The organism is Amycolatopsis sp. NPDC043889, from assembly GCF_056435645.1.
In genome coordinates this window covers 196,304-217,288 of sequence record NZ_JBWKEC010000010.1, presented here as the reverse complement: position 1 = coordinate 217,288, position 20,985 = coordinate 196,304, and the positions used below count along the sequence as shown (strand labels likewise).

Below are 20,985 nucleotides of genomic sequence, written 5' to 3'. Positions count from 1 at the left end.
AGAGTGATCGCGTGCCGAAACGTGTCGACCACCAAGAGCGCAGGCGCGAAATCGCGGAGGCCCTTTTCCGGATCGCCGCCGCCCAAGGCCTGCAGGCGGTCACCCTGCGCGCGGTGGCCGCGGAGGCGGGCATCTCGATGAACCTGGTCCAGTACTACTTCCCGACCAAGGAAGAGATGCTGCGGTTCGCCTGGCAGCGGGTCGTCGAACTGACCGGCGAGATCGCCGGGAAGAGCATCGGCGAGGCGATGAAGACGGGGGACGAACGCACCATCGTGCGCGCCTACCTGACCGCCGTCCTGCCGGACGGCGAACGCCGCCGCATGCTGGCCGCGGTCCAGATCGCGTACTTCGCCGTCGACGTCACGCGCGGGAGCCAGGATCCCGATCAGGAACCCCTTCTGCCCCACTTGGTCCACGCGATCGCCGGCCTGCTCCGGGCGGCGCAGGAGAAGGGTGCCGTCCCCGTCCGCCTCGACCCCCTGCTCGAGGCGGACGCGCTCGCGACGATGTCCGCCGGTCTGGTCACGGGGATCATGGTCGACGCCCACACGGCCGAACGCGCGTCGGAGATCGTCGACTATCGGCTCGACGGAGTGTTCACCGGCGTTCGATGAGCGCCTCGATACCGTCCAGGATGCGACCGAGGCCGAACTCGACGTCGGCCTCCTCAATACCCTCCTCGCCGTACGCCTCACCGGAAATCACGGCGGCGACGCGCGTATAGCCCCGCCCTCCGAGGCGCGGGCCGAGGAACGCGCTCAGCGCCCGGACCTGATCAGGCGGGCTCGCGTTCACGTCCCGGAGCAAGGAAGCGGTACTGCGGACCCATCCGTCGACCAGGACGGCGCAGCCGGTCACGTCCTGGACGCTCAGGCCCGAGTCCGCCATCCCCTCGAGGAAGTTCTCCAGCCACCCCAGCAGATTCGGCGTACTCGGCGCCCTCCGCACCGGCAGGTCGATCAGCCACGGATGGCGGCGACAGCGTTCGAGGAGCGTGCGCGCCCAGGCGGTGACCGCGGCGCGCCAATCGCCGGACACCGGCTCCGGTGGCGGCCCCCACGCCGCCTCGGCCACCAGGACGAGTAGCTCCTCTTTGGAGCTCAGATATCGGTAGAGGGCGTTCGCGGTGATGCCGAGACGTTTGGCGATCGACGGCATGGACAGCGCCGCGTAACCCTCCGCGTCCGCCTGCGCGATGGCCGCGTCGACGATCTGCTCGAGGCTGTATCCCGGTTTCGGCCCGCGCCGCGGCGCCGGGGCGTGACCCCACGCCAGCGCGGTGCCTGGTGGCAGCAACTCGATCTCCACGTCGTCCATGGCCGCATTGTTGCACCTAAAACAGGTAAAGTCATACACTGTTCATGGTATACACAGTTAATTACTGAGTTGGGGGATCGACCATGACCGAACCGACCAGGCGGAACGTGCTTCGCGGGGCGGCGGCGCTGGCCATCGGCGGAGCCGCCGCGACCTTCGGGAGCAGCGGATCCGCCTTCGCCGAGCAGAATCCGCGCTACCCGTTCGTCGAAGGTGCGTTCGCGCCGGTGAAAGAGGAGGTGACGGCATTCGGTCTGCCGGTCACCGGCCGCATTCCCCAGGACCTCCGCGGTCGATATCTGCGCACCGGGCCGAACGTGCTCGGGCTCGAAGACCCGCGCGCCCACCACTGGATGCTGGGCGAGGGGATGGTGCACGGCGTCCGGCTGCGCGACGGGAAGGCCGAGTGGTACCGCAACCGGTGGGTGCGTTCGTCCGGTGTCGCGGCGAAACTCGGCGAGCGGTACCCGTGGCCGGTGCCCGCCGAGGATTTCGCGCCGAACACGCACGTGATCGGCCACCACGGCCGCATCCTCGCCCTTCAGGAGTCCGGCGCTCCGCCGTACGAACTCGACGGCGAGCTGAACACGTTGGGGCCGTTCGACTTCGCCGGTTCGCTGGCAGGCTCCTACACCGCGCACACCAAGTTCGACGCCCGCGCCGACGAGCTGCACGCGGTGACCTATCACCCGACGTGGGATCACGTACGGCACCTGATGGTCGACCGGACCGGCCGGGTCGTGCGCACCACCAGGATCCCGGTCACCGACAGCCCGATGATGCACGACTTCGGGCTCACCGAGAACTACGTGGTCGTCTTCGACGTGCCGGTCACCTTCGATCCGCAGCCGGGCAAGGTCGTGCCCTACAAGTGGAACACGGGCCATCCGGCCAGGGTGGGGGTGATGAACCGCGACGGCGGCCCGGTCCGCTGGTTCGGGGTGGATCCGGTGTTCTATTCGCATACGCTCAACGCCTACGAACAGGGCTCCACGGTGGTGGTCGACCTGACCACGATGCCGGGTCCGTTCGAGGTGGCCGGCAAGCAGGGCTTCGGCGGCCCGTCGGCGTCGGGACCGCCGGTGCTGGAGCGCTGGACGATCGATCTCGCGCAAGGACGGGTCCGGCGCCGAGTTCTCGACGACCGGCCGCAGGAGTTCCCGCGGGTCAACGAAAGCCTCGTATCGCGGCGGCACAGGTACGGGTACTCGGCCTCTCCCGGCGAACTGTTCGACGTCTACTTGGACAAGCCCTCCGGCTCCTTCGGCAACGCGCTGATCAAGCACGACCTGCGGAACGGGCGTTCGGAGGTGCACCGCTTCGGCCGGGGCGCCGACGCGAGCGAAGCGGTGTTCGTGCCGTCGTCCCGCAGCAAGTCCGAAGACGACGGCTACGCCCTCGCCTACGTGAACAATCCCGACCGCAACGCCTCGGATCTGGTGATCCTCGCGGCGCAGGACTTCACCGCGAAGCCACTGGCCCGCATCCATCTGCCGAGGCCGGTGCCGCTGGGCTTCCACGGCAGCTGGGTCGCCGACTGACGGATCGGGGCGGTCGCCGGACGTCCGGCGACCGCCCCTCGGGTTCACCCGCCGGTGAGCACCTCCTCCAACGCGGCTGCGGAGTCCGGATACCGCTCGAGCAGCGCCAAGCCGGTGCGCGCGGTGCTCGCCCACGGCTCCTCACAGCCCAGCAGGCCCGCCACGGCGTCGCAGCTCGCCGGATGCGCCGCCAGCAACGCGAGGCCGCCTCCCCCGGTTTTCCTCGTCACCGCAAGGGGTTCCGGCTGGTCCTTCCAGGGCGGAACCCAGGCGTCGAGAGCTGTGAGCCTGCCGGGGAAGATCCGCCCTGCCTCACGCACGAGCAGCGGCACCAGCTCCGCGCCCCGGGACCGCAACGTGGTGATCAACGTCGGCAACCACGGCAGCAGCAGCCTGTCCGGCAGCTCGGCGAAAGCGTTCGACACCGCCTCGACGACGAAGTCGGCCAATCCCGGCGCCGGCTCCAACGCGTGGACGAAACCGCTGAGGTAGCGCGGATAAGCCGGCAGCACCATCGGGTTCGCCAGCAGTCCGGCGCAGCGCTCACGCAGTTCCGCACGCGTGAGACGGCCGAGCTGGACCTGCGCCGCCCACAACAGCGCCACCTTCGACGGCTCCTCCGGATGCGATCCGGCGATCGCCAGCTCCAGCTGCGTACGGTCGCACCCCAGGGACAACGCGAGCGCCTCCATGCTGAACAGGAAGCCCAGCATCGCGGCGACCTGCTCGACACCGGCCTCCTCGTCGGCGAAGGTCGCCGGGAGCAGCGTGCAGTAGTGCGCGTACCCCGTCCGGACGAAGTCCTCGATCCACCGGGGCAGCACCGGCTCGCTGGTCCGGTAGTGCGCCAGCAGCCTCCGCACCCGCCGCAGCACTTCCGGGGCGCCGTCGACGGTGCGTTCGGTGGCCAGTACCTCCAGGGCACGTGTGCCCAGCTCTCCCGCCAGCCGCGCGCTGCGAAGGTAGAGCGTCGCGTCTTCGACCGCCCCGAGCACCTTCGCCGCGGTGGCCTGCGGATGGTAAGCGGCACGCCGAAGCCGTTGCTCCAGCACCTGTTCGACACTGACGCCCTCATAGCCCAGCTCGATGAGGGCTCGCTGGTGGGTGCCCAGCGCCAGATCCCACGACTCCTGGATCGGCCGTTCACCGAGCCGCCGCTCCCCCATGATCGGCCGCGCCGCACCGTGGGGCATCAGGTAGCGCAGCATCCAGAGCAGATCGGAACAGGGCTCCAGCTCCGGCCTCGACGCGATGTCGAGCAGCGCCCGTTGCACACCTCGTTGCTGCAGCTTGAGGTTCAGGGGTTCGAGCCGGTCGTGAACGTCACGCGCCAGCGGCGGCAACGCGTCGTAGCCGACCTGGCCGATCCGGTCCCCGCCCATCATGATCTCGACGAGGCGGCGCACGTCACGCCTGCCGGGCACGACGTCCTTTTCGATACAGGTGACCGCCGCGTCCTGGAAGTCGTACGGCGTCGGCTTGGCCCGGTCGCGCAGACCCGCCAGCAGGATCGAGGTCTCGAACACCGCGATGGCGTCTGCGGTCGAGGCCAGGTACCCGTTGCGCCGCGCCGCGCGGACGATCTCGACCGACCACCCCAGCAGTTCCGCCTCGTCCAGCCGGTCGAGCACCGGAGGTCGTTGCAGGAAACCCGAAAGCTGGTCCGACGCCACCGGATCCGGTGCCGGCGCGGGCAACTCCGCGGCCTTCCGCTTCGGCCCTCCTACCTGTCCTTCCAGCTGGAACTGCTTCACCTTGGTGCGCTTCAGGTTCTTCGCCCACTCGGTCGCGGCGATCGACACCGATCCCCCGGCGAGCCCGAACTGCGCCTCGATCGAGGCGTGGCTCGACGGGATGAGCCCGTACTGCCACGTGCTCTCGCTGCGCTGGCTGATCACGAACCCGTCCGTACCCTCGACGCCGAACTCCGCGACCCGGCTGGCCGCGTGGAAGGCACCGCAGATGTAGAGACAGTCCGCGGGATCCGCACCCGAGGCGGCGAGGTGCTCGCGCATCCGGGTCCACATGTAGCGCTCGCGGTCTTCGTCCACCCGGACACGCCGGGTGTCGCCCGGCGCGAGACGACGGAACAGGCTGCCGATCAGGAACATCACCTGCCGGTAGGTGTCGTGGTCGCTGTCGCCGAGCGGCAGCTCGACGTACTGGTGCCACCACTCCGACCAGTGCCGCACCCGCCCGTGCCGCAGCAGGTGTTCCTCGAGTTCGGCGAACCGGGGCCGGAGGTCACCGATCTCGACACCGACCGCGTCACCGTGCAACGCCGCCTCTTCCTCGGCGGGCGGCGTGTCCGGCTCCGGGGACGGTTCGCGTTCGTTCCACTGGAAGACGTGGTCCGCCGACCGGTCGACGAGGACGAGCTCGACTCCCGGGGTGTCGAGGGCGTACGCGATCGCCTGGTACTCGGCCGAAGCCTCGGTGATCGGCGCGACCACGGACAGGGGCGCCCACTCCGCGGGGAATCCCTTCACCTCCGTCGCGAACGCCTGGACCGCCACCGGGAGACGGCAGTTGCGCAGCTCGGTCAGCAATGGCGCCATGTCTTCGCACAGCTCGAGGTAGACCACCTTCGGCTGTTTCTCCCGCAACCGCCGTGCCATCGCCACGGCCGAAGCCGGGGAATGATGGCAGACCGGGAAGATCTCCAAAGGCTCGCGCACCGCGCGGTCGACGTCGTCGACGAGCCCGAGCAGGATGCCCTCCAGTGCGCCGGGCCCGTCGGCGAAGGCGGCCGCGGCCTCCTGCAACTGGCCGCGCAACGCCTCGAAGGCGCCGCTCACGAGAGGGAGGCGATCGCGTCGCGGCCGCCGTCGAGGAACTCGGGCCAGTCCCCGCCCTCGTCCTTGCTGCGCGGCTCGACGACGCCGTGCAGGTACTTGTTGAGGATCGCCAGATCCTCCGGCTCGCGACGGGCGAGCGAACCGACCAGCGAAGACGCCAGCGTGCGGGCGGTCAGCTCGTGTTCGCCGAAGAAGTTGCTGTGCAGCACCGCGTCTTCGAGCACGCCGATCTGTTCGGCGGTGGACAACGCGGACTCCAGCTTCTCGTCGTCGCTGCCCGCCGACGCCGCCGCGGCACGCAGGTCGCCGAAGCTGCGCAGCAGCACGTCGAGCAGCGTGGGCGGCACGTCCAGCTCGATCTGGTGGCGGCGCAGGAGTTCCTCGGTGCGGAAGCGGACGATCTCGGCCTCGCTCTTCTTGTTGGTCACCACAGGGATGCGGACGAAGTTGAAGCGACGCTTGAGCGCGGACGACAGGTCGTTGACCCCGCGGTCGCGGCTGTTCGCGGTGGCGATCACGGAGAAACCGGGCTTGGCGAAGACGATGCCGTCACTGTCCAGTTCCGGTACCGAGATGTACTTCTCCGACAGGATCGAGATCAGCGCGTCCTGCACGTCGCTGGTGGAGCGGGTCAGCTCCTCGAAACGGCCGATCGAACCCGCCTCCATCGCGGTCATGATCGGCGACGGGATCATCGACTCGCGGGACTGGCCCTTGGCGATGACCATGGAGACGTTCCATGAGTACTTGATGTGGTCCTCGGTGGTGCCGGCGGTGCCCTGCACGACGAGCGTGGAGTTGCGGGAGATGGCCGCGGCCAGCAGTTCGGCGAGCCAGCTCTTGCCGGTGCCGGGGTCGCCGATCAGCAGAAGGCCGCGGTCGGAGGCGAGGGTGACGATGGCCCGCTCGACGATGTTCCGGTCGCCGAACCATTTCTGCGAGATCTCGCGGTCGAGGCCGTCGGCGCGTTCGGAACCGAGGATGAACAGGCGCAGCATCTTCGGGGACAGACGCCAGGCGAACGGCTTGGGGTTGTCGTCGACCGACTCCAGCCAGTCCAGCTCTTCGGCGTACTTGATCTCGGCGGGGGCGCGCAACAGGTCGGACATGTCTTGCCTTTCGGGAGGTTCAGGAGGTGAGGAAAGTCTTGAGTTCGTGGACGAGCTTGGTGATGTGGCCGGAGATCACCGGCGTGCCGAGATCCTTGAAGCGCTCGCGGAACCAGGGGTTCACGCTGCCCCGGCCGGCGCTGGTGACCGAGCCGACCGGGATGAACTTCGCCCCGGACCGGTGGATCGCGGCCATGCTTTCGAAGAGCTGCTCGACGCGGGTCTCGTAGAAGTCCGAGATCCACACCACCACGGTGTTCGCGGGTTCGGCGATCTTCGGCTGGGTCAGCGCCATCGCGACCATGCCGTCGTTGCCGCCGCCGAGGTTGGTGCGCAACAGCGTTTCGAAGGGATCGTGCACCCACGGCGTGAGGTCGAGCGCCTGGGTGTCGTAGGCGATCAGGTGAACGTCCACTTTAGGCAGCCCGGCGAAGATCGAAGCCAGCACCGCGCAGTTGACCATCGAGTCCACCATGGAGCCCGACTGGTCGACGACCGCGATGAGCCGCTGCGGCGTGGTCTTCTTCGCGGTCTGCTTGTAGTAGAGGCGATCGACGTAGAGCCGCTCCTCGTCGGGGCTCCAGTTGGTGAGGTTCTTCCAGATGGTGCGATCGAGGTCGAGGTTGCGGAACACGCGCTTCGGCGGGACCGAACGGTCCACCTTGCCCGTCGAGGCCTTCTCGACCTGGGTCCGCAGGACCTCCGCGATCTCGTCGACGTAGCGGCGGATGAGCGATTTGGCGTTGGCCAACGCCACTCCGGACAGGTTGTCCTTGTCCCGCAACAACTGTTCGATGAGCGACATGCTCGGGCTCAGCTTCGCCGCGAGCGCCGGGTCGGCGAGGACCTCACGCAGATGCATCCGTTTGACCAGGTCCGCCTCGATGCCGCCGAGCTCCGGGCCGATGGCCGGGAGCAGGGTGCTCAGGTCGGGCGCGCCACCACCGCCGGTGCCGCCGAGGCCGGTCGGGGCGCCGCCGCGACGACCTCCGCGCAACTCGCCCGGACGGCAGCCCAACGCGCGCTCCAGCCAGCCCGCGTCGGCCTGCCAGCGGGACAGCTGCCCCGCCGTCACCGTGGGCGGCGCCGGAGCGAAGACGTTGAGCAGCACCTTCGACACGAGCGCCGCGCGCCGCACTTCCGCGGCCTTGTCCCGGCTCTCCTCGGCTTCGGGGACCATCAGCCCGTCGAACTCGGCCGCCAGCTCCGGATGACGCTGGACGATCGAGTCGACCGCGACGTTCGGATCCAGCACGGCGGACGGCAGGCCGACGTCCTCGACCACGGCCACACTCGCCGATTCGAGCGCGGCCTGCTCCTCGGTGTCGAAGAGCCGGGCGAGCAGCCGCCAGTACAGGACCTGGCGGCGGTTGTCCTCGGGTTCGGTCATTTCCGCAACAGCCTTCCGGCGCGTTCGCGCAGTACGGCCGCGGCGTCGGTGGCCGCCTTCTCGGCTTTCACCCCGGCCTTGTCCGTGGTGCCGCCTGCCCAGGCTCCGGCGTGCACGGCGGTGGTCTTCTTGCGCACGATGGTTTCGACGGCGAGCGGCTGGAGGCGGAATCCGCCGTCCCACCGGATCAGGCCGATGCACGCGCTGGAACCCGCGACCGCCTTGGGTGTCAGCGGGCCGGCGGCCGGGATGCGATCGGTCTCGACGGAAAGCCGATTCCCGGCGAAGGTGAACGTGAGCGCGTCTTCGTCTCCCTCGATCCCGTACCCCTCGAGGAAGACGGGAACGGCGAGTCGCACCGGGTGCCGATCCAGCGGCTCGACCGTCGGCGTGACGGCCTTCGGCAGAGCGACGCGCGCGGTCGAGAACGCGTCCGCGGGCTCTCCGAGACGGGCAAGTTCGTCTCGCCAGAGGACGTCGCCCTCCGCGGTGACCGGCATGTCGGCGAGGTCCATCGAGCGGCCCTCGCTGATCGCCGTGAGCAGGGAAAGATGCGGGCGCAGCAACTGCCAGATCCCGGCGCCGATGATCGTGTCCGGCTTCGGCGCGGTCACGTTCGCGCGCACGAGCCGCGGCGGGGTGCCGTCTTCGGGTTCGAACACCGCGTGGACCTGGGCCTGCGCGGCCGTCGCATGTTCCAGCAGGTCGACCCCGAGAGGCAACAGGCGACCGGTGACCGTGCCGATCACCGGCGTCGCCGCCGCCCCGGGCAGGGTCAGCAGCATTCCGCGCGACCACAGGTCGCCCCAGCGCCGGGCGGGGATCCGCTCCAGCGCCGCTCCAGGACAGGACGCCGCGAGTTCCGCGGCGAAACCGTCGAGCAGGACGGCCAGCCGACGGAGGCTCGGTTCCGCGAGCAGCGCGGAGATCACCTGCGCCGAAGCCGAGATCAGGTCGTGGTCGATACCCTGCCAGCCCGCGCGGGCCAGATCGGACAGCCAGGACCGTGCGGCGACCAGGAGATTGAGCGGTTCCGGCTCGGCGGCTTGCCCGGCGGAGTCCTCGCCCAGCGGCCGGCCGGTCGCTTCGACCAGGCGCGCGAGAACCGCGTCGTGCACGGAGCCGAACACCGCGATCCGTGCCGCCGCAAGGGAAACGAAATGTTCCTCCCCTGCGGCACCAGCTGCGGTCTTCTCGGCCGCCTCGGCGACTCTGGACGCCAATGGCGACCCCGCGACGGCGTCAGCCAGCTCCGTCAAGCCCGCGATCTTCTGGGGACGCAGCAAGCCGGCGACGAGCACGTCGTCGAAGGCATCGACAACCGCCAGCGCCTCGTCGAGACCGGCGATGGGATCGGTGAGCAGATCGACACGCATCAGACCACCGCCCTCGTCGGCGGGAACCACTGCAGCTCCGGTACCGGCGCCGTCGACGGCTCGAATTCGAGGTAGGCCAAGTGCCGCAAGAACTGGCTGAACACGGAAGCGGCGGCGGTGTTGTCACCCTGCGACGGCCGCGTCGCGCTCATGGTCTGCGAAATGGCCTGCGCGGTCGGCTCCGGAACCTCGACGCGCAAGTACCGCGCGACCCGCTCCGCACCGTACTGAAGGGTGGATTCGTTGATCAGGGCGAGAATGTGGTTGCAGAACATGCCCCGGGCTCCGCCGCAGGGCCGGTTGTTGTTGGTACTGCAGGCAAACTCGTACGTGCTCGCCGCGACCGACGAGACGTACACCCGGCCGATGTCCGATCCGCTGGACACCACGCCCTGCACCCGTCCGTCGGCCAGTTCGACGAACGGGACCTTCGCGAGCTTGCGCGGGCGAGCGGGTGGCAACACCCTGGCCGTGCTTGCTCTTTCCCAGTCTGACAACGCATCTTCTCCTTGCGGGGTGTCTCGGTGGGGACTGGGATGAACCTAGCGGGAGGCACCGACAGTTTTGATCACATCCGGCTTTTCGCGAGCTGACCGGCCAGATCGGCGAGGCCGTCTGCGTGGAAGTCGAAGCGATCCATGGCCTTCGGCGGGTCCCCGACGGGCCTGGCGACGTAGGCGGTCCGGAGACCGACGCTCTGTGCTCCCCTCAGGTCCCATGCGTGGGCGGCGACCATCAGCAGCCGCTCCGGCCTCGTCTTGCTCAGCTCGACGGCCAGCTCGTAGACGGCCGGGTCCGGTTTGTAGGTCCGCGCCTCCTCGGCGGAGAGCGCTTGATGCCACCGGAGACCCGCATGGGCGTTGATCCGGAGCAGGCTCGTCCGGCCGGCGTTGGAGAGACCGATCAGCGGGTATCGCTCCGCGAGGCGAGCCAGCCCTTCGACGGTGTCGGGCCAGGGCGGAAGTCTCGGCACCACGTCGGTCTTAGTGACCAACTGGGCCGCTTCGCGGTCGAGAACGTCGCTCGGGGCGAACGGCCGTTCCCCCGCGACAATGCGCCGCTGCTCGGTCTCGATGTGGCCCAGCCACTGGCCGACCAGGTCATCCGCATCGGTGCCCGGCGCCGCTTGCCGGACCGCCTCGCGGATCCCGGCCGGTTCGTCGACGAGCGTGCCGAGTATGTCGAACACCAGGGCGTCGATCTCCACGGACAACCTCCAGGTAAGGGTTAAACTAGCAGTTAACCGCGAAGATACGAGAGGTCGGTAAGGGATGCAAGTAGCGTTAGACGATTACGTCCGGGCGGCGGGCGTCGCTACCGACCTGGTCAACACCGCCCCGAAGGTCTGGCACGGCGAAGACAAGCTTTCCGACCTGGAGTCTCTCGCCGCCTTCGCCGAGCTTCACGCACTGCCTGAGCCCACCCGGCCTGGTGATCTGCGTGCCGTTCATCGGTTACGCGTCACGGTGCGGGATCTGATCGACCACCCGGATCAGGCACGCCTCATCACCGGAGCCACCGCGCTCACCTCTTCGATCGGTGACGTCACTCTTCTGACCGACAGCGCACGATGGGCCGTTTCGGCCCGGCCTGACGCGACGGTCGCGGACTCCCTGGCCCTGGTCTGCGGCGTCGGGATACTCGGCGTCGTCCGGTCTCTCGGCGTGGAACGGTTCCGCGCCTGCGGCGCACCTACTTGCGGAGGTGCGTTCATCGACACAACACGTCCGGGGCGGCGTCGCTATTGCATGCCGGGATTATGCGGGAATCGCGTCAACGTCGCGAACCACCGGGCACGCAAGCTTTCTCAAGATGGATTTCGAGGCGCCGTAGGCGAAATGCCGTAGCAGCGGTTCGAGAATTCGGCCCATCAAATAATACTGCTCGCTTCGAAGTATGATGCACGAGAGTGAACCGTCTCGACAGCGAGCGAATCATGGCGGACAATCGGATGCGCGCGGCACCCTGCGACAATCCATTGTTGCGCTCAGTTCCCTTACTCCCATCATTTGGCGAAAAGGAACCCCATGCATGACGATGATGAGCCAGTAGGCCGAGTTCTCGGCAGGCGGCAGGCGTTGATCCTTCTCGGCGCCGCCGGCGCGACACTCACGGTCGCCGGATCCGCCACCGCGAGCGCCACCACCTTCAACGCGGGCACACCCGAGGTCTGCACGCTGGATTGCGTGGTCAAACCAGAGCAGATGGAGGGCCCGTACTTCGTCGACGAACGACTCAACCGCTCCGACATCCGCAGTGAGCCCTCCACCGGGCAACTGGTTCCCGGCACCGCGCTGGTGATCAACTTCACCGTTCAGCAAATCCGTCAGCAGCAGTGCACGCCACTACCGGGAGCCATGGTCGACCTCTGGCAGTGCGACGCGTTCGGGCTGTACTCCGACATTCCGTCCCAGGGAAGTCGCGGCCGCCGTTTCCTGCGCGGTTACCAGAACACCGACCAATCGGGAGCGGCCCGGTTCACCACCATTCTGCCAGGCTGGTACACGGGACGCACGCTGCATATCCACATCAAAATACGCACCGTCGGAACCAACGGCAGGCCGTACGAGTTCACCTCGCAGCTTTATTTCACGCCCGAGTTCGGCGCGGCCTATCTGCGGACCGAACCGTACCGGCGGAAAGGTCCGGCCGACACGACCAACAGCCGGGACTCGATCTACCGCAACGGCGGTGCCCAGATGCTGCTGCGTCCACAACAGACCGGCAGCGGCTACACGGCGGACTTCGCGATCGGTCTCGACCTGTCGAACACCCAAGTCGGCCGTCCCGACTAGAGCAAGCACAGGGCCCTCCCCGGCAAGCGCCGGGGAGGGCCCTGTGCACGCCGAGGTTGAAGACGGGCGCGGCCCCTCAAAAGACCTGGCACCTCTCATGACCGTCCACAAGGGACACCGCTCGGAGAAGTACGCCCGTTTCGGATGGTTTGCCCGATTTCACCAGGGGGTCGTGAGTGGTAATGAGCGTTCTAACCCTCATTACCACTCACGACCCCACTCGGAACCGTACATTTGGACATCGATCGGGCACGCGGGGCATGGTCAGCTTACGTCAGCCAGTTCGGCCCCGTGCTGGACCACGCCACGTCCGCCATACCCCTCAGACGCCGGCGATCTGCTGGATCCAGGGCCGGTACCGCGTGATGTTCGTGTAGGCGGTGGTCGTCTGCCGGTCGCTCGTCGAGGCGACGCCGACCTGACGGCCGGAGGCGAACATCGGGCCACCCGAGTCCCCACCGGCGGTGATGCCGTCGCCGCGGCGCGCGCACACCGCGATGCCGCCGTTGTAGTCACGGCAGGACACCGACGTGACCGACACGTTGGCGACCTTCAGGTAGCGGGACTGGCAGTTGATCTCCGAGCCGCACTGGCTGGTCGCGCCCCAGCCGTAGACCTGGACGGTCTGCCCCACGGAGACGTTGGCGGTGGTGCCCAGCGGCGAGTACGTCGCGTTCACCGGCGCGGTGAGCCGCACGATCGCGAGGTCGGCGCTCGGGTGCCGGGTGACGGTGGAGCCGGTGGCCATGGTGCCGCCGCTCTGCTGGTCGAGGCTGCCGATCCGGAAGGTGAACGTACCGCTACTGGCCACGCAGTGCTTCGCGGTCAGGATGTACTGAGGCGCGATGATCGTCGAGGTACAGGTTTGCCTGCCGTTGGCGAAGAGCCTGGCCGCCCACGGGCCGCTCGACGCGTTCTGGCCGCCGATGATCATCGGCTGGACGTCGGAGGACGGTTCCGCGGCGGACGCCACGGGGGCGGTGACGCCGAGCAGCGCCGCGAAGGCGGTGCCGGCGATCAGGGCGAAGGAGCGCAGTCGCATGGTTCCGACTCATTTCTGCGGCCCGGGTTCGGCCGCGCGATGGGGACGGGTGTGCTGATTCTGGTGCGCGGCAAGAGAAACCTGACACCGACGAAAGTCGTGCAGTGGATACCTATCTCTACGCCGCGACACCGCTAAGTGGCGCTCTAGGTAGCGGAACCGCCCGCCGGTTACGACGACCGGCTTCCGTCCACTTGAGACAGACGGCGGCATAACTCCAGGGACATAACCCGGCTCCGGGGCTTCCCGAAAACCGGGTCCGCCGCCAGAATCGCCATCATGACCACAGCACAGTGGACCCCGACCTACGGCGACCCCTTCGAGCCGGTTCCCTACCGTCCGGCGCGCGTGCCCGCGGAAGAATCGCTGGCCACCGCCGCCGATCTGCGCCGCCGCATGGACACCCGCCGCACCGTGCGGATGTTCTCGACGGACCCCGTGCCCGAACAGGTGGTGGTGGACGCCATCGCGGTGGCGGCCACGGCGCCCAGCGGCGCGCATCAGCAGCCATGGACGTTCGTGCTCATCAAGGACGCCGAGACCAAACAGCGGATCCGTGAGGCCGCCGAAGAGGAAGAACGCGTTTCGTACGAGGGCAGGCTCGGCGAGGAGTGGCTGTCCGCCTTGCGCCCGCTGGGCACCGACGCCGTCAAAACCCATCTCACCGACGCCCCGTACCTCATCGTGGTCTTCCAGCAGCGCTATTTCCTCGACGAGGACGGCACCAAGCACAAGCACTACTACGTCGACGAGTCGGTGGGCATCGCGGTCGGCATGCTGCTCACGGCGTTGCATCTGTCGGGGCTGGCCGCCTTGACGCATACGCCGTCGCCGATGCGGTTCCTCGGCGAACTACTCGAGCGGCCACTGAACGAGAAGGCGTTCGCCGTCATCCCGGTCGGCTATCCAGCCGACGACTGCGTGGTGCCGAACCTGGTGCGCAAGTCGATCGACCAGGTGCTGATCCGTCGATGACCATCCGCGCGGCCCGGATGTGTACGCGCACCCGGGCTGCGCGAAACACCGGCAAACAAGCATCCAAATTGCGCAATAGTGCAGTTTACTGCACACTTTGGCACATCTCTTGACATATCCGGCGGCGATTGGACAAAGTCTGGGCACCGAAGGCGACACGAAGGAGTGTTCTTCATGGCCGACCTGCCCTCAGTCTCCCGGCGGACACTGTTCGGCGGCGCGCTCGCCGCCGGAGCGCTCGCCGCGATCCCGACGAGCGCGACCGCGGCGGAAGAGGCGGAAAGCGCACCCCGCCGTCCTGGTCAGCGCAGCATGATCGGGGTCCCGTTCGAGCGGCACCAGACCGTCCGGATCGCGCTGATCGGTCTCGGCAATCGCGGTATGTCCATGATCGGCGGGTGGAGCGCCGTCCCGGGCGCCGTGGTCACCGCGGTCTGCGACATCCGCGCCGAGCGCGCGAAGGCCGCCGCGGACAAACTCGCCGCCGGCGGGCGTCCTCGCCCGGCTGAGTACGGCGGATCCGCCGACGCCTACCAGAAGATGCTCTCCCGCGACGACATCGACCTCGTTTACATCGCCACCCCGTGGGAGTTCCACTACCCCCAGGGCAAGGCGGCGCTGCTGGCAGGCAAGCACGTCGGCGTCGAACTCCCCATCGCCACCGAGCTCGACCAGTTGTGGGACCTCGTCAACACCAGCGAGCAGACCCGCAAACACCTGTTCCTGGCCGAGAACTGCAGCTACGGCCGCAACGAGCTGGCCATCCTCAAGATGGCGCACGAAGGCGTCTTCGGCGAGGTCACCAACGGACACGGCGGCTATTTGCACGACCTGCGCGAACTGCTGTTCTCCGACACGTATTACACCGACGCGTGGCGCCGGAAGTGGCACACCCGCAGCACCGCGAGTTTCTACCCGATGCACGGCCTCGCGCCGATCGCCGCCTGCATGGACGTCAACCGCGGCGACCGGTTCGCCACGTTGCGCGCCACGGCGACCGAGCCGAAGGGGCTCGCAGACTACCGGAAGCGCCACATGCCGCCGGGCCACCCGTCGTGGAAAGAGACCTATATCAACGGCGACCTGGTGACCTGCCTGATCGAGACCGAGCAGGGCCGGATCATCCGCGCCGAGCACGACGTCAGCTCGCCGCGTCCGTACAGCCGCATCAACAGCCTCGCCGGCAGCCGCGGCATCGTGGAGGACTACCCCGCCCGGATCTACGTCGAGCCCGACCACAGCGGCCACGCGTGGAAGGACTTCGGGCCGTACCGCGACCGTCACGACCACTGGCTGTGGAAGAAGCTCAAGGACGACCCGAACCTCGGCGGGCACGGCGGCATGGACTACGTGCTGCAGTGGCGGATCGTGCAGCAGATGCGCGCCGGGCTGGTGCCGGACATCGACGTCTACGACTCGGCGGCCTGGTGCTCCCCCGTGCCCTTGAGCGTGGTCTCCCTCGCTCGCGGCGGGAAACCGGTCGCGGTGCCGGACTTCACGCGCGGTGGCTGGACGAAACGCCGGGCGGGGCTGGACTCGCAGCCTTCGGAGATGCCCGGCTAGGACTCCGGCCCGTGAGCGGCAAAGCGAACGCGGCGAGTCCGTGAAGGCCTCCTTCCCTACATTCAGGGTAGGGAAGGAGGCCTTCACGGACTTTCCCGACTCCTGGCGTCCGATGAACGCGCCCACGGAGGTGGTCACGAGCGGCGATTCGGGTACACCTCCGCTGTGCGCATCCCGAAGACGGTGCCCGGTACTCATGCCGCGAAAGCCACCGTTGACCTACCCCTCGATAGCGTCCTCACCACTCACGAGGAGTAGCGAGGTACGACACGGTAGACACGGAGGTCCTTCGGGGTCCCCTTGGCGCGGAAACTCCGGCGCGGTCGCACGATCACCGCGCCGGGGTCCAGCTCGTCGACGACACTTCCGCTGGCCAGCACCTCGTCGCCGTCGGCGGCGGCCATGACGCGGGCGGCGATGTTCACGTCGACGCCGAGGTAGTCGTTACCGACCCGCCGCGGATTCCCTCGATGAAGCCCCGCGCGCAGGTGCGGGAGATAGCCCTCGGCCTTGATCACACTCACGGCGGAGCACGTCTCGTAAGCGGCGTTCACCGCCTCGCCCGGGTCGGCGAACACGGCCATCACGCCGTCGCCGAGGCCCTTCACGATGCTGCCGCGATGCCCGGTGACGACCGATTCGGTCACTTCGCCGACCGAACGCAGCAGCTCCAGCACGCGTTCGTCGCCCGCCTGCAACGCCCATGTCGAGAAGCCGACCAGATCGGTGAACAGCACCGTGATCCCGTCCGCGGACACCGGCGGCGCGCCGGACCGGCGGACGGCCTGCCAGGCCTGCACGGCGGCCAGCCCCAGCTCGCGGGTGGCGCTGGGCCGGTCCGCACCCGCCTCGGCGAGCAGCCGGGCGAGCCGGTCGGACGAGCGGCCCGTCGACGGCGCGAGCGGGTCACCCGGGACCAGCCTGCGGAGGAACCGCGCCCCGCGCACCAGTTCGCCGCGCTGATCCGTCGCGCGCAGGAACCTGCGGGTCCGGAGGTGCCACGGCTCGGGTCGTTCGGTCACGATCAAGACCCTAGCCCGCTCACCTCGCGTCCGTCGCACCTGTCACCGAGGTGACAAGAATGCGGACACCATTTCCCCTTTCCTCCCCCGCATGACAATTCACGAACTCGCCATTCCACATACACGTGACAAGATCGAAGCGCAAAGAAAACGCGAGAGATCTTTTCCTTTCCTCGTTGGTGACTTTCCACCTACATTCGGTTTCGAGCCCATTCAACGATGAAAGGACCTGACATGACGGAAACCCTCGTACGGAAGGGTGTTCGGCGGTTCTGCGCGGCCGGGATCGCGGCCGCCGTCGCCGGGACGGTCATGCTCGCCGCGGCGGGAACCGCTGCCGCCGTCGAAAAGAATCTCACGTACAAGGGCGGCTTCCCCATCATCGGCGACCAGAAGGTCGCGGTGGTCGTGAAGGCGGAAATCCCGGCGGCGGCGAAGGCCGGGGAGCCGGTTTCGGTGCCGTTCACCCTCGACGTCGACGCCGGTCAGGCCGCGGGCGACGGGCTCCGGCTCGTCGGTGCCAAGAAGCTCTCCGGCACGATCGGCTCGAAGGTGAACATCGCGCTCGGCGAGCAGAAGATCTCGATTCCCATCGAGCTGCCGATCCCGGACACCGAGGTACCCGCCGAAGGGCCGCTGAAGTTCACCGCGCAGGGCAAGGTCGACTTCACCATCCCCGCGGGCACCCCCGCCGGCGAGGCGACCAGCAGCGTGGACGCCGCGGCGACCTCGCATATCGTCACCGACAGCTCGCTCGGCGAGTTCGACGTCCAGCTCGCGCTCGACCCGCCCGACCAGGACGCCGTCCTCGGCAAGACGACCATCAGCTGAACCCCCGTCTTCCCCCGGCTCGGCGAGCCGGGGGAAGACGCGTCTTGACCTCCAGCGCACTGGAGGTCGCAAGCTGTCGATCATGCGGATCTGCGACAGGTGCGGTATCGAACATCCCGCCACTCCCGAGCCTCCCCGGTGCGTTCTCGACCGAGGCGAGGTCGGCATCGAGGAAGCCGGTGACCTCGGCGCGCACACCGGACGCTGGTGGACGCACGAGGAACTGATCTCCGTGCCGCACAAGACCTCGCACCGCGATCACGGACGTGGCCTGCACAGCATCAAACGGGAGCCGAACCTCGCGATCGGGCACTGGTCGTTCATCGCGGTGACCCCGGCGGGCACCCTGCTCTGGGATCCGCCGTCCTGGTTGGACACCGAGGTGCTCGACGTCGTGCGCGGGCTCGGCGACGTCGCCGTGATCGCCACCAGCCACCCGCACATGTTCGGCGCCCAGCTCGGCTGGAGCCGCGCGCTGGGCGGGGTTCCGGTGCTGGTCAACGAACGCAACCGCGAATGGCTGCCCGCCCCCGATCCGGCGTTCGAGTTCTGGGACGAGCGCGTGCAACCCCTGCCGGGCCTCGAACTCGTCCGGCTCGGCGGGCATATGCGCGGCAGCGCCGTGGCCAGGACGCCGGACGGCAGCATCCTGGCCGGGGACACGATCTCGGGCGGGCTCGCGCCGGACTGGGTTTCGTTCCAGCGCAACTTCCCCAAGCACATCCCGCTGTCGGGAGCCGTGGTCCGCCGCATCGTCGACCGGCTCGACGAGTTCTCCTACGACCGCCTCTACACCCTCGGTGGTGACACCATCGACCGGGATGCCCGCGCGGTGGTGCGCCGAAGCGCCGAAACCCATATCCGGTGGGTGAACGGCGACTTCGACCACCTCACTTGATCGCGCGTTTGTCCTTGCCGCGGAAGGTCAACGCGATGGCCCCCGCCATCGCCATGAAGAAGGCGACGGCCCACATCCCGGCGCGGAAGCTCCCGGTCAAACCCTGCAACCAGCCGGTGAGGTAGGGGCCGACGAAGCCCGACAGGTTACCGAAGGAGTTGATCAGGCCGATCCCGGCGGCGGCGCCGACTCCGGACAGGAAGGCGTTGGGCAGCTGCCAGAACACCGGGATCGCGGTGAACACGCCGACCGCGCAGAGGGTCACCGCGATCATCACCCACAGCGGCGAGCCGAGATACAGCGCGGCGGCGATCGCGACCGCGCCGACGAACGCGGCGATGGCGACGTGCCCCGCCCGTTCGCCGGTGCGGTCGGAATGCCGTGCCCACAACACCATGGCGACGGCGGCCACGGCGTACGGGATCGCCGTGATGAGCCCGATCTCCACGATGCTGTAGTTGGTCTGGAACTGCTCCTGGAAGCCCTTGATCACCTGCGGGAGGAAGAACGCGAGCACGTAGAGGCCGAAGATGATGCCGAAGTAGACGGCGCTCAGCGCGAGCACACGCGGATCGGTCAGCGCCGATCGGGTGCTCACCTCCTTGCCGACCTCACGGATGTCTTCCGCGTCGATCGCCGACTGCAACGCCGTGCGCTCGCCGGGGGTCAGCCACTTCGCGTCCTTCGGCTTGCTCGGCAGCAGGAAGAACACCGCCACCCCGAGCAGGATCGACGGCACCCCTTCGGCGAAGAACATGAACCGCCACCCGGCGTCGAAACCCAGGACGCCGTCGCCGTGCTTGATGAGCAGGGAGGAGACCGGGCTGCCGATGACCGACGAGAGCGGCACCGCGAGGAAGAACAGCGCGACGATCTTGGCCCGCTGCTTTCGCGGGAACCAGTAGGTCAGGTAAAGGATGATGCCGGGGAAGAACCCGGCCTCGGCGATCCCGAGCAGTACCCGGACGATGTAGAAGCTGACCTCGCCCTGGATGAACGCGGTGGCCGAGGCGACGATGCCCCAGGTGATCATGATCCGCGCGATCCAGATCCGGGCGCCGACCTTGTGCAGGATGACGTTGCTGGGCACTTCGAAGAAGAAGTACCCGACGAAGAACAGGCCCGCGCCGAGCCCGTAGGCGGCCGAGCTGATGCCGAGGTCGGCGTTCATGGTGAGCGCCGCGAACCCGACGTTGACCCGGTCGAGATAGTTGAGCAGATAGAGCAGCCCGAGTAACGGGACCAGCCGGATCATCGCCTTGCGCACCGCTGGCGCGGTGGACACCTCTGCCGTCTGTTCGTCCATCCGCGCGAGTGTAGAGGGCGATCAGAACAGCGGAGGCAGGAACGCACCGAAGTTTCCGCCGGCGGCCCGATCGGCGGGATCCGGGTCCACTTGGACCGAGTCGGGGTTCCGCGGGTCGTAGGTGACCTTCACCGTCGAGCCGCGGGCAGGGGCCTGAAGCGGCGGGGTGATCATCGTCGTGACGACGGTCCGCTCGCCGTCGTCCGTGGGGAACCGGACCTGCACGGTGAACCTGGGATTCCCCATCACCCAGACGTTCGTGAACTCGACGCCGAGTACCTGGCCCATCACCTGACGGCCCGTCTGGGCCAGCGCCTGCGCGCGGTCGTCCGCCTCGGCCTTGGTGACGAACGCCCGTCCCAGCACCATGATCATGACCAGCGCGGTCACCCCGGCCACGGCCGGAACGAGGTACGGCTCGTAGTAGACGATCCAGTCCACCTCGGTCCACGGTTCGGACGGCAGCCGCTTCCCCACCGCCTCGGGCGGCGTCCAGGAAGGGATCGCGACGCCGCTGCCCAGCGCGATGCCGAGGGACGCGGCGAGGCTGCTCGCCCGGAAGCCGATGCCCATCCCACGCAACGACATCCCGCCGCCCCACAGCATCGCGAACCCGAGCGACGAAGCCACCGTGATCGAGACGCTGAAGAACAGGACGAGCGAAACCGCCGGGCCCGCGTCGGGCCCCCACGCGTCGACGCGGTTCAGCGACATCAACCGGAAGCCGTCCAGCAGCCCGAGGGCGCCCGACCAGCCCGCCGCCGCCCAGGCGAGCGTCGTCGGCACGCCGAGCAGCCAGAGCCGCAGGCCGGGGCGGTGGGCCTGCCGGGGATCTCCCGGCAGGCCGAACTCGAAGGTCCCGAACATCGCCGCCGCCTAACTGTTGTGGGTGAACCCGCGACCGCGATCGACGTCGGCAGGGCGCGGTATGGCAAAAAGGTCATGTCGAGCGAGCAAGGCGCCCTGCCACCGCGATAGCGGGGCCTTCGGCCGGGCGGGTTCACGCGTATGGTCACTTC

The 20,985-nt window shown here is 68.3% G+C and carries 19 protein-coding genes; 8 read left to right on the top strand and 11 right to left on the bottom strand.

Annotation, left to right across the window (positions count from 1 at the left end):
• The first annotated feature begins 11 nt into the window (after positions 1 to 11).
• Positions 12 to 617, top strand: coding sequence for a TetR/AcrR family transcriptional regulator (locus AC0685_RS21065; RefSeq protein WP_478227100.1), 606 nt, complete (start codon positions 12 to 14; stop codon positions 615 to 617).
• Here AC0685_RS21065 and AC0685_RS21060 read toward each other — a convergent pair.
• Complete coding sequence (locus tag AC0685_RS21060; protein ID WP_478227099.1) at positions 601 to 1,320, bottom strand: TetR/AcrR family transcriptional regulator; 720 nt, start codon at positions 1,318 to 1,320, stop codon at positions 601 to 603. The two genes, AC0685_RS21065 and AC0685_RS21060, sit on opposite strands and share 17 nt — an antisense overlap.
• A gap of 83 nt (positions 1,321 to 1,403) precedes the next feature.
• Here AC0685_RS21060 and AC0685_RS21055 point away from each other — a divergent pair, with 83 nt between their 5' ends.
• Positions 1,404 to 2,861, top strand: coding sequence for a carotenoid oxygenase family protein (locus tag AC0685_RS21055; RefSeq protein WP_478227098.1), 1,458 nt, complete (start codon positions 1,404 to 1,406; stop codon positions 2,859 to 2,861).
• 44 nt (positions 2,862 to 2,905) lie between these two features.
• On the opposite strand, the gene AC0685_RS21050 is transcribed toward AC0685_RS21055, so the two are convergent.
• The 6 genes from AC0685_RS21050 to AC0685_RS21025 all read right to left on the bottom strand — a co-directional run bounded on the left by AC0685_RS21050 (position 2,906) and on the right by AC0685_RS21025 (position 10,741).
• On the bottom strand, positions 2,906 to 5,659 hold the full coding sequence (locus tag AC0685_RS21050) for a DUF5682 family protein (RefSeq protein WP_478227097.1): 2,754 nt from the start codon (positions 5,657 to 5,659) through the stop codon (positions 2,906 to 2,908).
• On the bottom strand, positions 5,656 to 6,768 hold the full coding sequence (locus AC0685_RS21045; RefSeq protein WP_478227096.1) for an ATP-binding protein: 1,113 nt from the start codon (positions 6,766 to 6,768) through the stop codon (positions 5,656 to 5,658). The genes AC0685_RS21050 and AC0685_RS21045 overlap by 4 nt, the downstream gene beginning before the upstream one ends.
• 19 nt (positions 6,769 to 6,787) lie before the next feature.
• Entirely contained in the window at positions 6,788 to 8,158 is a 1,371-nt protein-coding gene (locus tag AC0685_RS21040) for a VWA domain-containing protein (protein ID WP_478227095.1), read from the bottom strand.
• On the bottom strand, positions 8,155 to 9,534 hold the full coding sequence (locus AC0685_RS21035; protein WP_478227094.1) for a hypothetical protein: 1,380 nt from the start codon (positions 9,532 to 9,534) through the stop codon (positions 8,155 to 8,157). The genes AC0685_RS21040 and AC0685_RS21035 overlap by 4 nt, the downstream gene beginning before the upstream one ends.
• Positions 9,534 to 10,031 carry a hypothetical protein gene (locus AC0685_RS21030; protein ID WP_051071892.1) on the bottom strand — a complete coding sequence of 166 codons (498 nt, stop codon included), beginning with the start codon at positions 10,029 to 10,031 and terminating at the stop codon, positions 9,534 to 9,536. Before AC0685_RS21030 ends, AC0685_RS21035 begins: the two co-directional genes overlap by 1 nt.
• Positions 10,032 to 10,102: 71 nt before the next feature.
• Positions 10,103 to 10,741, bottom strand: a complete 639-nt coding sequence (locus AC0685_RS21025; RefSeq protein ID WP_478227093.1) for a haloacid dehalogenase type II — start codon at positions 10,739 to 10,741, stop codon at positions 10,103 to 10,105.
• A gap of 64 nt (positions 10,742 to 10,805) precedes the next feature.
• Between AC0685_RS21025 and AC0685_RS21020 the strand changes: the two genes are divergently transcribed.
• Positions 10,806 to 11,381, top strand: a complete 576-nt coding sequence (locus AC0685_RS21020; protein ID WP_478227092.1) for a CGNR zinc finger domain-containing protein — start codon at positions 10,806 to 10,808, stop codon at positions 11,379 to 11,381.
• 231 nt (positions 11,382 to 11,612) lie between these two features.
• Positions 11,613 to 12,329: a dioxygenase family protein gene (locus AC0685_RS21015; RefSeq protein WP_478227091.1), complete on the top strand. Its 717-nt coding sequence runs from the start codon at positions 11,613 to 11,615 to the stop codon at positions 12,327 to 12,329.
• 322 nt (positions 12,330 to 12,651) lie between these two features.
• Here AC0685_RS21015 and AC0685_RS21010 read toward each other — a convergent pair whose 3' ends face one another.
• Entirely contained in the window at positions 12,652 to 13,371 is a 720-nt protein-coding gene (locus tag AC0685_RS21010; protein ID WP_478227090.1) for a S1 family peptidase, read from the bottom strand.
• A gap of 279 nt (positions 13,372 to 13,650) precedes the next feature.
• On the opposite strand from AC0685_RS21010, the gene AC0685_RS21005 reads away from it, so the two are divergent.
• Positions 13,651 to 14,346, top strand: coding sequence for a nitroreductase family protein (locus tag AC0685_RS21005; protein ID WP_478227089.1), 696 nt, complete (start codon positions 13,651 to 13,653; stop codon positions 14,344 to 14,346).
• A gap of 174 nt (positions 14,347 to 14,520) precedes the next feature.
• Positions 14,521 to 15,909: a Gfo/Idh/MocA family protein gene (locus tag AC0685_RS21000; RefSeq protein ID WP_478227088.1), complete on the top strand. Its 1,389-nt coding sequence runs from the start codon at positions 14,521 to 14,523 to the stop codon at positions 15,907 to 15,909.
• A 245-nt stretch (positions 15,910 to 16,154) separates the two neighbouring features.
• Here the strand turns inward: AC0685_RS21000 and AC0685_RS20995 are convergent, their stop codons facing one another.
• The gene (locus AC0685_RS20995; RefSeq protein ID WP_478227087.1) at positions 16,155 to 16,937 is read right to left on the bottom strand and encodes an adenylate/guanylate cyclase domain-containing protein; all 783 of its coding nucleotides are present in this window, start codon (positions 16,935 to 16,937) and stop codon (positions 16,155 to 16,157) included.
• A gap of 228 nt (positions 16,938 to 17,165) precedes the next feature.
• On the opposite strand from AC0685_RS20995, the gene AC0685_RS20990 reads away from it, so the two are divergent.
• Complete coding sequence (locus AC0685_RS20990) at positions 17,166 to 17,762, top strand: DUF6801 domain-containing protein (protein ID WP_478227086.1); 597 nt, start codon at positions 17,166 to 17,168, stop codon at positions 17,760 to 17,762.
• An 82-nt stretch (positions 17,763 to 17,844) separates the two neighbouring features.
• Entirely contained in the window at positions 17,845 to 18,660 is an 816-nt protein-coding gene (locus tag AC0685_RS20985) for an MBL fold metallo-hydrolase (RefSeq protein WP_478227085.1), read from the top strand.
• On the opposite strand, the gene AC0685_RS20980 is transcribed toward AC0685_RS20985, so the two are convergent.
• Together AC0685_RS20980 and AC0685_RS20975 are read right to left on the bottom strand one after the other, a co-directional pair.
• Positions 18,653 to 19,966, bottom strand: a complete 1,314-nt coding sequence (locus AC0685_RS20980; RefSeq protein ID WP_478227084.1) for an MFS transporter — start codon at positions 19,964 to 19,966, stop codon at positions 18,653 to 18,655. The two genes, AC0685_RS20985 and AC0685_RS20980, sit on opposite strands and share 8 nt — an antisense overlap.
• A 21-nt stretch (positions 19,967 to 19,987) precedes the next feature.
• Positions 19,988 to 20,833 (bottom strand): DUF3592 domain-containing protein, encoded by an 846-nt coding sequence (locus AC0685_RS20975; protein WP_478227083.1) that lies wholly within the window; start codon positions 20,831 to 20,833, stop codon positions 19,988 to 19,990.
• Between the last annotated feature and the right edge of the window lie 152 nt (positions 20,834 to 20,985).